Origin of the sequence: Paraburkholderia sp. FT54 (assembly GCF_031585635.1) — a bacterium.
Taxonomy (GTDB): Bacteria; Pseudomonadota; Gammaproteobacteria; order Burkholderiales; family Burkholderiaceae; genus Paraburkholderia.
Map to the genome: position 1 here is coordinate 1878644 of NZ_CP134196.1, position 10711 is coordinate 1889354.

Annotated in this window: 9 protein-coding genes; 5 read left to right on the plus strand and 4 right to left on the minus strand. The window is 63.5% G+C overall.

Annotation, left to right across the window (positions count from 1 at the left end; genetic code table 11):
* Positions 1-19 precede the first annotated feature (19 nt).
* Together RI103_RS27985 and RI103_RS27990 are read right to left on the minus strand one after the other, a co-directional pair.
* The gene (locus tag RI103_RS27985) at positions 20-301 is read right to left on the minus strand and encodes a hypothetical protein (protein WP_310815738.1); all 282 of its coding nucleotides are present in this window, start codon (positions 299-301) and stop codon (positions 20-22) included.
* Between the two features lie 62 nt (positions 302-363).
* A complete protein-coding gene (locus RI103_RS27990) occupies positions 364-642 on the minus strand; it encodes a hypothetical protein (RefSeq protein WP_310815739.1) in 279 nt (92 codons plus the stop codon).
* 250 nt (positions 643-892) lie between these two features.
* Here RI103_RS27990 and RI103_RS27995 point away from each other — a divergent pair, with 250 nt between their 5' ends.
* From RI103_RS27995 to RI103_RS28005, 3 genes are all read left to right on the plus strand, one after another.
* The gene (locus tag RI103_RS27995; RefSeq protein WP_310815741.1) at positions 893-1078 is read left to right on the plus strand and encodes a DUF3563 family protein; all 186 of its coding nucleotides are present in this window, start codon (positions 893-895) and stop codon (positions 1076-1078) included.
* A gap of 521 nt (positions 1079-1599) precedes the next feature.
* Positions 1600-2826, plus strand: coding sequence for a hypothetical protein (locus tag RI103_RS28000; protein ID WP_310815743.1), 1227 nt, complete (start codon positions 1600-1602; stop codon positions 2824-2826).
* A 17-nt stretch (positions 2827-2843) separates the two neighbouring features.
* Positions 2844-5390, plus strand: coding sequence for a response regulator (locus RI103_RS28005; RefSeq protein ID WP_310815745.1), 2547 nt, complete (start codon positions 2844-2846; stop codon positions 5388-5390).
* Between the two features lie 34 nt (positions 5391-5424).
* Here RI103_RS28005 and RI103_RS28010 read toward each other — a convergent pair whose 3' ends face one another.
* Complete coding sequence (locus RI103_RS28010) at positions 5425-6591, minus strand: hybrid sensor histidine kinase/response regulator (protein WP_310815747.1); 1167 nt, start codon at positions 6589-6591, stop codon at positions 5425-5427.
* 308 nt (positions 6592-6899) lie between these two features.
* On the opposite strand from RI103_RS28010, the gene RI103_RS28015 reads away from it, so the two are divergent.
* A complete protein-coding gene (locus RI103_RS28015) occupies positions 6900-8735 on the plus strand; it encodes an ABC transporter ATP-binding protein (protein WP_310815748.1) in 1836 nt (611 codons plus the stop codon).
* Positions 8736-8769: 34 nt separating this feature from the next.
* On the opposite strand, the gene RI103_RS28020 is transcribed toward RI103_RS28015, so the two are convergent.
* Complete coding sequence (locus RI103_RS28020; RefSeq protein WP_310815749.1) at positions 8770-8997, minus strand: hypothetical protein; 228 nt, start codon at positions 8995-8997, stop codon at positions 8770-8772.
* 424 nt (positions 8998-9421) lie between these two features.
* Between RI103_RS28020 and RI103_RS28025 the strand changes: the two genes are divergently transcribed.
* Positions 9422-10702, plus strand: coding sequence for an efflux RND transporter periplasmic adaptor subunit (locus RI103_RS28025; RefSeq protein ID WP_310815751.1), 1281 nt, complete (start codon positions 9422-9424; stop codon positions 10700-10702).
* The last annotated feature ends 9 nt before the right edge of the window (positions 10703-10711 follow it).

The following is a 10711-nucleotide window of genomic DNA, read 5'->3' on the forward strand; positions in this document are numbered from 1 at the left end:
ATCCAGGTGGAGGACGCGTTCACCGCGTCGCCATTTCGGCGGAGGCCTGCATCTCGACGCGAGCCTGCTGCATCAGAGCGATTGCCCGGCCAGCATGGCCGCCCATGTCATAGCCGTTGGAGCGCTGCGCGGCGCGCATCCGGTCGATCGCCTGTTGCGCGTTGAAGTCCGCGGCTTCGATGTTCGGATGACGGCTCATGTAGTAGCCATAGCCGTAACCATCGTCGGCGACGGCACAGCCGGATACGAGTGAAAGCGCCAGCGCGGCAGCGGCGATAAAGGCTAGTTGACGTTGCTTCATGACTGATATTCCTCTTGATCGTCGATGGTTGATTCGAGTTGCTGCCGGTTCAGGACCGCGCCTCAACGGCGCCAGTAGCCATAGCCGTAACCCCAGCCGCCGTAATAGCGCGGATACCGCGGATGCCCGTAGTACCCAATCACGACCGGCGCCGTGTACACCGGCGGAGGGGGCGGCGGCGGTGCGTAGTAGACCGGCGGCGGCACGTAAGCCGGCACCACCGGCACCACCGGAAACGCCGGCACGCTTACGCCGACTCCGACGAACACATGCGCTTCGGCGCAACTCACCAAGCCGACGCCGAGCGCCGCGGCGACTACCAGATGGCGAATGACTTTCATTTTCCGTTCCCCTTGTCGATCGGTGCGAGTCGGTTGGCTGCATCGAATGACTGCATTGTGGTCACGCAGAATGAGGGGGAAATTAGCGGCGTGTCAGTTCGAAACTCGCGCCATGCCGAGGTGTGATTCGCCGGTTTCGAGCGCTCATTTTCGGCTCATTCTTCACCCCTAAGCTTCATTCCATCGACGGACAACGCCGGCTTCCAGAGCCGGATCGAAATGCCCGTCGCAACACGGACTGGAGAAAATCATGTTTGCTGAACTTACGAAGAGATTGGGTGCCTTGCTGGTCAGTACCGAGGATCACGAACGCGAAGCCTTTCTGGCGTCGTCGGCTGATCTGGCCGATCTCGAACACCGCATGAAAATCGTCGAAACGCATGCGAACCCGGCGCGCTGGTACGCGTCCAGCACGCCGCACGAATGGAGGACCTGACGCGCGTCTTCCCGCTCACGCACTCATGCGTGATTCGCTCAACGTTTCCGCGAGGTTTTGGATTACCCGCTCACGTGCTCCGGCGCAACGCGCCGGAGCACGTGGGCTATTTGCGCGCCGCCAGCCAATCGGTCGGCGCCAGATTGGCGCGGTATCCATACATGTCCAAACGCTCGTCCATATGGCCGCCCAAAATTTTCCAACGGAAAGATTCCGACTTTACCGACTCGTTTGTTCAACACATCTTTTCACTGGAAAAACCCACCGAATCAAAGCGCTGTGATGAAAGACGCGGCTGGCGCGCCTTGGCGGCAGCGGCTGTCCGTCGACGGGCCAGCAATTCGAATGCACACACAACCGTGTTCGACCTGATCGCGAGCCGCCCATTCTCGGCAATGCGAACCAACAGACGGGCACACCGCACCAGTTTTCTCTAGAGTTGAAGGGTCGACCATCTATCACGCCAGTCGACTTTGTCGCGCTGATTGTCCAGCGTGAGTTTCAATCAAAGGGAAAATCAAATGAGAACTTCTGTTCACCACGAAGTAATGGCCTATTCCGACGAGCAAAGCGGGGTTCGTCAACTTCAAACGAGCGCCCCTTTGGCGCTCAAACACGCCATCACTGCGGACGAAATCCGGGACAACCTGCCCGCCGGTCAAGGCGGCGTGGGGTTTTTATTTCACGCTACCGATTGGGAGACGCTTTCGTTTTCATTTCACAATGTGAAGCATAGAAACGCGTCATTCGAAGAAGAGCTTTGGAACACCAAGCCTTTCATCGCCTCACCGATCTATTCGGGATCCCAGATCATCGGGGCCAATATTGCCTGTCCGGTTCCGCTCGAGTTGTGGCTCGGCAGCCCGCGCGGCATCAAGCGATTCCGCGAGACGCAATTTTTCCCGGCACTGGAGCTGGCAAGACAGGCGGGCCTGAACATGGTGGCCATGGGCGCCTCCACGCCGTACGCCTGCAACTACGGCGCACTGCCGCGCGATACCAGGCCGCCGCATATCACCACGGGTCACGCCGCCACGGCGGCGATGCTGAAAGACTGGGCCATGCACTGCTGCAATGAACTCGACCTCGAGTTCGGCAACACCAAGCTTGCCCTCTTCGGCGCGGCGGGCCGGCTCGGCACCACGGTGGCCAAATACGCGCTCTACAAAGATGCACCGCGCGAGCTTGTTCTGATCGATCTGCCCGACAAGGTGAACCTGCTCACGGAACAAGCCAGGGAGTTGATGGCGTCGGACCTGCTCGGTAAAACCCGGGTTTCCGTGCACACCTTCAGTCCGAACACCCCACTACCGGACTTTGATGGCGCAATTCTGGCGAGCAGCACCAGCGTGCCTTACCTCACGGCAGCCGACCTCAAGCGCGCGCAGTTCTGGATCGACGACTCCCACCCACGGGCCGCGAGCGTCGAGGCTGAACTCGCGTCGCGCGGTCATACGCTATATATTGAGTGCTTCGCCCGTGGGCCGGCCGGACTCAACACCACCTTCCCGTTCCGCCTGCCCACCACGCGCGATTGCTATACCTGTTTCGCCGAAGGTTACTCCGCCTGGCAGGAAGGCATTGCGTCGGACTTCATCATCGGCAGTCCGCCCGTGTGGTCCGTTTCCTACACGCACAGCCTGTTGAAGAAGTACGGCTTTACGGTCGGCCCTTTTCATGGGAAAAACGGCTCGCCGATCGAGCTGGATGCACAGCTTCGCGGCAAGCGAGAATTGATGGGCTCGTAAACGTCATTGGAGGCCTGATGGTAATACCGCGCGAGAGCATGCGGGACGTGCTGGAACGAAGCCGGTTTGCAATACGATGGGGCGGCGCACTGGGCCTCCTGTGCCACCCCATCTACTACGTAGTCTGGACCTATGTCCTGCCGCAACCTTACGACAACCTCTCCCTTCGGTTGAGTGCGGCGCTCATCTGCATTCCATTGATTTTCCAGGCGCACTGGCCGAAGCGGTTCAACCAGTACCTGCTGATCTACTGGCATTGCTGCCTGATCTACGTACTGCCATTCGTTTGCACATTCCTCGCGATCAGAAATTCATTCTCCACCATGTGGATGATGACCGAGGTCATGATGATCTTCATCATGGCGCTGTGCATCGACAACCCGCTTTTGCTGATGGGCTGCATCGGCATTGGCGTGTTTTCCGGGGCGCTCGCCGCGGTGATCAGTTCGCCGGTTCCGATTGTCCTGAGTGCGGCCGATCAGTCGAATCTCGCCTTGCTGCCGGTCGTCGTCCTGTGCAGCATGGCCTTTAGCCATGCGATCAGCAAAGGACGCATCTTCGTCGAAAAGAACCGCGCGTTGCAGGCCCTCGCGGGTTCGATCGCTCATGAAATGCGCAATCCTCTCAGCCAGTTGCGCTACGTGCTGGATCGCGTGGAAGAAGCCCTGCCTTCGACGATGGGATTCAACCGCTCGCCGGCGCTAACGCACGACAGGAACGAGAGCGCCGCGGTGCTGTATCGTCATCTCGCCCAGGGGCAGCTGTCGATCGAACGCGGTCTGCGCATCATCGCCATGACTCTGGACGAGGTAAGCGCAAAACCCATTCGCCCGGATGGCCTCACGTACCTGAGTGCGGCAAGCACCACGCGTAAGGCGCTGGAAGAATACGGCTTCGGCGACGAAAAGGAACGCGACAAGGTCAGGCTCGTGGTGCGGGAAGACTTCACCTTCAAGGTCGACGAAACCGTCTATCTGTTCACCCTGTTCAACCTGATCAAGAACTCGCTGCATCACATCGCCACGCACCCGGCGGCCACGCTCACCCTGACGATCGAGCAGCAGTCGGTCATGGTTCGCGACACCGGTCCCGGCATTGCGCCCGACATGCTGTCGCATCTGTTCGAACCCTTCCGTACAGCGGGCAATTCGGACGGCACCGGGCTCGGGCTCGCCTATTGTCAGCGCGCGATGCGCGCCTTCGGCGGCAGCATCAGTTGCCGCTCGGAAATCGGCAAGTTCACGGAATTCACGCTGCAGTTTCCCGCCGTGGCGAAAAGCGAAATCGCGGACCACGAACGGCAGATCGTTGAACGCGCCACGCCTGTCTTCGAGGGCAAGCGCATTCTCATCGTGGACGACGACGCCGGCCAGCGCGCGCGGGCCTGTCGTGCATTGTCGAAAGTGGGCGCGTATCTGAGCGAAGCGGAAAACGGCGCGATCGCATTGGCCGTGCTTCGGGAATCGGCCCCCTACGACCTCGTGTTGATGGACATCAACATGCCGGTTCTGGACGGCTACACGACCGCTGAGAGAATTCGCGCCGGGCACGACCATCCGAGCTGGAATGTGCTGATCGCCGCCTACACGGCCGAGCCCGGAACCGTGGTGCGCGTGCTCGCCCGACGAGCCGGCATGGATGAAATCATCAGCAAATCCTGCAGCGTGCTGGAACTGATCACAGCGCTTCAGGCGCTCTTCGAAAACGGCAGCCGGCACCACTTGAGCCAGCAATCGGATGCGTTCTCCGGCAAATCGATCCTCGTCGCGGACGACGACACCTACAGCCGGCTGGTCGCCAAAGCCTATCTGGAGCGATGCGGCGCGAGCGTCGTCGAGGCCGAGCATGGGCAGGCCGTGCTCGCGCATCTGCAGGCGGACGGCGTGATCGACGCCATCGTCATGGATATGAACATGCCGGGAATGGGCGGCCTGGAAACGACCGCGTCGATTCGCGCGCGTGCCGACTCTTACGCAGCATTGCCGATCATCGCCTTGACCAGCCAGTCCGATATCAAGGCAGTCCAGACCTGTCTGGCAGTGGGCATGAACGAAGTCATGATCAAACCCGTGCAAGCCAGCTCACTCTATGCATGCCTGGCGAGACAGTTTGCACAGCAACGTGGCTCGACCGTGCCAACGCAAGCCGCTCTGGCTTCCACGCCGGCCGGCAAGCTGCCGGTCATGACGGAAAGCAGCCTGCTCGACGAGAAACACCTCGAAGAACTGGCGTCGCTCGATCTGCTCGACGAATCGTTCCTCAAAGGCATCGAGCAGATTCGCCTGCTCGTGGCGCGGCTTGCGACCAGTGTCGCGGCGCTCGACCTCGAATCGACGCACGGCGCGCTGCACCTTCTGCTTGGCGTCAGCGGCAATATCGGCGCAAGAGCTTTGCATCAGTTCGCGCGGCAAATCTATCCGCGCGTGGTGGAGGGCGAATGGCCGGTGGAAACCGATTGGCTCGCGCGCATCGGCCTGTTGAGCGAGCGTTCAACCGACGCGTTGCAGGCGTACTTTGCTACGGCCAAGGCACGCCGGGACCATCGGGATTTTCTGAGCGACTAGTGGTGATGCAAGCGGCCATGCAAACCATGCGATTTTATCGCGAGGCCACCTGAGTGTCGGTAGGTTCCTCGTCGTCGGTGGTGTGCAGGCGGCTACTGAAACCGGGAAAGCCCATGGTCACCGTGGTGCCCGCGCCGACCGTCGATTCGATGCTCAGGCATCCGCCGAACGATTGCATGATGCGGTTGCAAAAGATCATGCCCATGCCGTGGCCGCCGGCGCCGGCGTAGGTGGTGACCGGATCCTGCAGCAGACGCGCTTTTATCTCGGGCGCGATTCCCGGGCCAGTGTCACGAATGCGGATCTCGGGTTCGGGGAACGCCACCACTTCGAGCCGCAGCGAAGGCGCACTGGTGCCGTCGAGCGCGCGCAGCGCGTTGGACAACAGCGAAGACAGCACGAGCGCGACGCAATTGGGCATGGCGTGCACGACGAAATCCCCTTCCACGTCGACCCTGACCCAATCGCGCTGCGACGCGACAAACGGATAAGTGTCGAGCAGCGTGGCGATCAGCCGCGTCGCTCTGACCGCGCGCGTGCCTCCGCCGGACGCGGACTGCTGGGCGCCGCTCTTGTGCACCGTCGCCCAGAAAGACGAGATCAGCGTCAGGCAATACTGCGCGTTGTTCAGCATCGACTTCGCCGCAAGGCCGATCTCCCGCTGACGCTCCGGATCGTATTGCTCGGCCACGTCGTTCTCGACGGAGCGCGCGAACAGCGAGATCGCGGCCAACGGCGTATTCAGCTCGTGAGCGAGGAAAGCCAGCGTCTCGTCCATTGCCAGGAGCCGCTGCTGACGCGTTTCCCGCTCCGTGTAGCGCGCGGTCGCGAGGTGCAGGACCTCGCGCACCATCTCCGTTCGCAGCGGCTTTTCGATAATGCGGAACACGTCGCCCGTATTGACCGTCTGCAGCAGCATCTCCTTGTCCGCATAGGCGGTGACGAGAATGCGCACGATCTGCGGATACTCCTGCGCCACCTGGCGCAGCAGATCGTCGCCGTCGCGACCCGGCATGCGGAAATCCGTCACCAGCACCGCGACCTCTGAAGCGTGCTTGCCCAGCACCGCCATCGCCTCGTCGGCGCCTGGGGCGACATACACTTTGTAATCGGCACTCATCGCGCGCGCGAAGTGATTGCGCGACATTTCATCGTCGTCGACGAAGAGAATGGAAAACGGCGGCTGCATTGGGTCACTCATCGCATTCCCAGCGGATGGCGGCGGCTCGACATGGAATGGAGCCCACTCTGCGGGTGGTAAAAAACGGCTTGCCGGCGGCGCGCGCCGGACCGTTTTGGCGTTTGGAAGTATAGGGTATTGCGTCGGACAAATAACGGAGAAACAGCGCACGCCCTTACCCAATATGCATCGCCGCCGGACAGGATGGCTCGCTGCTCGCGAAGGCACGCCGCTTGCATGCTACCGGAGCCGGACTTCTCGACTGTCGGCTGCCTGTCGTGGCGCCACAGCATGGACGCCCGACTCCTTCCACGAGGGAAAGCGGTGTCATGGAACTGACCAACGATGGCGATGCCGGCCGGGCCGGGCGCGTGCGCCGGCGGCGCCAGTCCCGCGTGCTGTCGCGCTACGGCGGGCGGCCCATCCGGCTGATCTGGCGTTACGTGGCCCGTCACAAGCTGGCGCACGCCATCGTGCTGGCCAGCGTCATGGCGGCGGTCGGCTGCGCGCTGGCGTCGCAATATGGGATCCGCAATCTGATCGACGCCTTGCCGGGTGGTCGCGCCCATCCGCAGCAAGTGATTCACGCGTTTGCCGTGCTCGTCGCGCTGATCCTCGCCGACAACCTCTTCTGGCGCATTGCCGGCTGGGTCTCGGCGCGCACGTTCGTGGCCGTGACGGGCGACATCCGGCGCGAGATGTTCGACTATCTCACCGTGCACGCCCCGACCTTCTTCGCCGACAAGCAACCCGGCGTCCTGTCGAGCCGGATATCGGCGACCGCCAACGCGGTGTACGTAATCGAAAACACGGTGGCGTGGACGGCCTTTCCCCCCTGCCTGACCGTGGTCGGGGCGATCATCATGGTCGGCGCGGTCAGCGTGCCCATGAGCCTCACACTGGTCGCCATTTCCGCCGGACTGGCCTGGTGCCTGTTCCTGCTGGCGCGCAAAGGCACCGCCCGGCACGAAACGTTCGCCGCCCAGGCGGCCTCGGTCGACGGTGAACTGGTGGACGTGATCGGCAATATGGGGCTGGTCCGCGCCTTCTGCGCCGTGGTGATCGAACGGCGGCGCTTCGACGCGCTGCTCGCCGCCGAAGGCGACGCCCGCAAGCGCAGCCTGCTTTATCTGGAGAAGCTGCGCCTGTTGCACGCGTTCGCCACCTGCGTTCTGTCGGCTTGCGTGCTCGGGTGGACGGTGTGGCTGTGGAGCGTCGGCCGTGCGACCACGGGCGACGTGGTTCTGGTCGGCTCGCTGGGCTTCTCGATCCTGCACGGTTCGCGCGACATTGCCGTGGCGTTCGTCGACCTGACCCAGCATGTCGCCCGGCTTGGCGAAGCGTCGGAAACGCTGCTGATTCCGCACGCCATGCCCGAACCGACCAGGGCGGCGCCGCTCGAAGTCCGGCACGCCACCGTGGACTTCGAAGACGTGACGTTCGCGTATCCGGGCCGCCGCCCGGTGTTGACCGGCCTGAACCTGCATATCGGCGCGGGCGAGCGCGTCGGTCTCGTCGGCCCCTCGGGGGCGGGGAAATCGACCATCCTCGCGCTCCTTCAGCACTTCTACGAGCCGGGCTCCGGGTATGTGCGGATTTCGGGCCAGGACATTTCGCATGTCACGCTGCAAAGTTTGCAAGGCGCCATCTCGGTCGTGCCGCAGGACGTGTCGCTGTTTCATCGCACACTGCTGGACAACATCCGCTACGGTTGTCCCGACGCGAACGAGGCCGACGTGCGCCGCGCCTGCGAGGACGCTCACTGCCTCGATTTCATCAACGCGATGCCTGAAGGGCTCAGCACCGTGGCGGGCGATCGCGGCACCAAACTATCCGGCGGGCAGCGCCAGCGCATCGCGATCGCCCGGGCCATTCTCAAGGACTCGCCCATCCTGCTGCTCGACGAAGCGACGTCGGCGCTCGACACCGCCTCGGAGACCGCCATTCAGGCGGCGCTCGAACGGCTCATGCAGCGTCGCACCGTCGTCGCGATCGCGCACCGGCTGTCGACCTTGCAGTCCTTCGACCGGATCGTGGTGCTCAACCGCGGCCGCGTCGTTCAGCAAGGCACGCCGGCCGAGCTGGCCGCCGTGCCGGGCATCTATCGCGACACGCTGGCGCGGCAGATCAGACGCACGCCTGCGCCGCGCCCCGATCTCATGTGATTCGGCACGCAGGCGACGGCGCAAGGCAATCCGCTCACGCGCCGTCGCGCCCGGCGCCGCCGAACAGCCGGTGTACAAGTTCGCGGCCCCGGCTCGTCAACCGCAGCGTGGACGTGCCGCCCACCATCACGCCCTCCTCGCGCCGGTCGATTTCGACCAGTTCGTATCGGCTCAGCGCGAGCACGTCGGGATCGATTGCCTCCGGACGCCGCCCGGTATGCGCGAGACGCAGCAGTGTCGCGAGTTCATGATGGCTTAGCATCGGTTACCTCGTCGGTTGAGACTGGACAATGCCGTCATGCTAGTGTGCAAGTCCGACATTCAGGCTACGGTTCTGTTGCGCCAGGTTACGCGGCTACACGTCGGCACGGCGCGCGGGATTCACCCGTTTCGCGATTACGGCTCCCGTCGTCGCTGCTTTTTTCCGTATGGCCGAGCTCGCGCCTGGACAGACGGCAAGGCGCCCCGGCCCGGCCGACCGTAACAAATCGCAACGCCCGTCAAGGCACTCTCGTGAGAACGGGCCCCACAGTCGGATAGACTTCTGTTCGTGATTGTCTGGATTCCTGTCGCCGGCGACGGCGATGCCCCATCCTGGGAGTTCGTATGACGCTCTTCGACAGCAATTGGCCGGGCCGTCCATGGACGGCGTTCGCCGGGTGCCACGGATCCAGCGGGAGACCGTCATGAGCGAAGCGCCGTCAAGCCCGGTCAAGCGTCCGCGGCGTGGCCGCATCGTGTTCGCGCTCGTGGTGCTGGCGCTGATCGCGCTGGTGGCGTTTCATCTGTTGCGTTCGAAGCCGGCCAGGCCCGGCGTGGCGCCGCAGGTCGTGACCGTCGCCGCCGCTATCACGGGACCGATGCCGGAGACGCTGAGCGAACTGGGCACTGTCACGCCCGTCGCCACCGTGACCGTGCTGCCGCAACTGAGCGGCTACCTGACCGCCGTCGGCTATCGCGAAGGTCAGGACGTTCAGAAAGGCCAGTTCCTCGCGCAGATCGACCCGCGCCAGTACGAAATCAGCAAGCGGCAGGCCGAGGCGCAGCTCGCCAAGGACAAGGCGGCGCTCGCGCAGGCCCGGGCCGATCTCGCGCGCTTTACGCAACTCAACGAGCGCAAGTCGATCGCCGAGCAGACCTATGCGGATCAACGGTTTCTCGTCCAGCAGGACGAAGCGGCGGTCAAAGCCGACGAAGCCAGCGTCGCGCAATTCGAGCTCGACCTGATCTATTGCCACATTACCGCGCCGGTGTCGGGCCGGGTCGGATTGCGCCTCGTCGACCCGGGCAACTACGTGACCGCGTCGAGTCAACCGGGCATTGCGGTGATCACGACGATGAAGCCGACCACGGTCCAATTCACCGTGCCGCAAACCGCGCTCGACAAGGTGCTGCAGCGCGTCAACGCCGGCGCGCAGCTGCCGGTCGCCATATTCAGCAGCGACAATACCCGCCAAATCGCGACCGGCACGCTGTACGCGATCAGCAACCAGATGGCGACCGCGACCGGCACCGTCACGCTGCGCGCAACCGTGCCCAACGACGATGAGGCGCTCTTCCCCAATGAGTTCGTCAACGTCAAGCTGCTGGTCGATACGCTGCAAAACGCGGTGCTGGTGCCGACGCCTGCCGTGCAGAGCGGCGCGCCCGGCGACTATGTGTACCTCGTCAACGCCGACGACACGGTATCGGTGCGCAAGGTCACCTTGGGACCGGGCGACGGGCAGCATACGGTGATCACGTCGGGGCTCGTTGCGGGCAACGTGGTCGTCACCGACGGCATGGACCGCCTGAGCGACGGCGTGAAGATCAAGGCGTCGGCGACGCGGCCGGCTTCGGGTGCAACGGGGGCAAGGGGGGCGTCGGGCGCTTCCGCTGCGACGCCGGCGGCGCCGCCCGGGTCCGCGTCCGCCGCGCGGCGCACGCGTCCGGCATCCGCGCCCGGCACGGCTTCCGCCGCCTCATAGCACACCGCC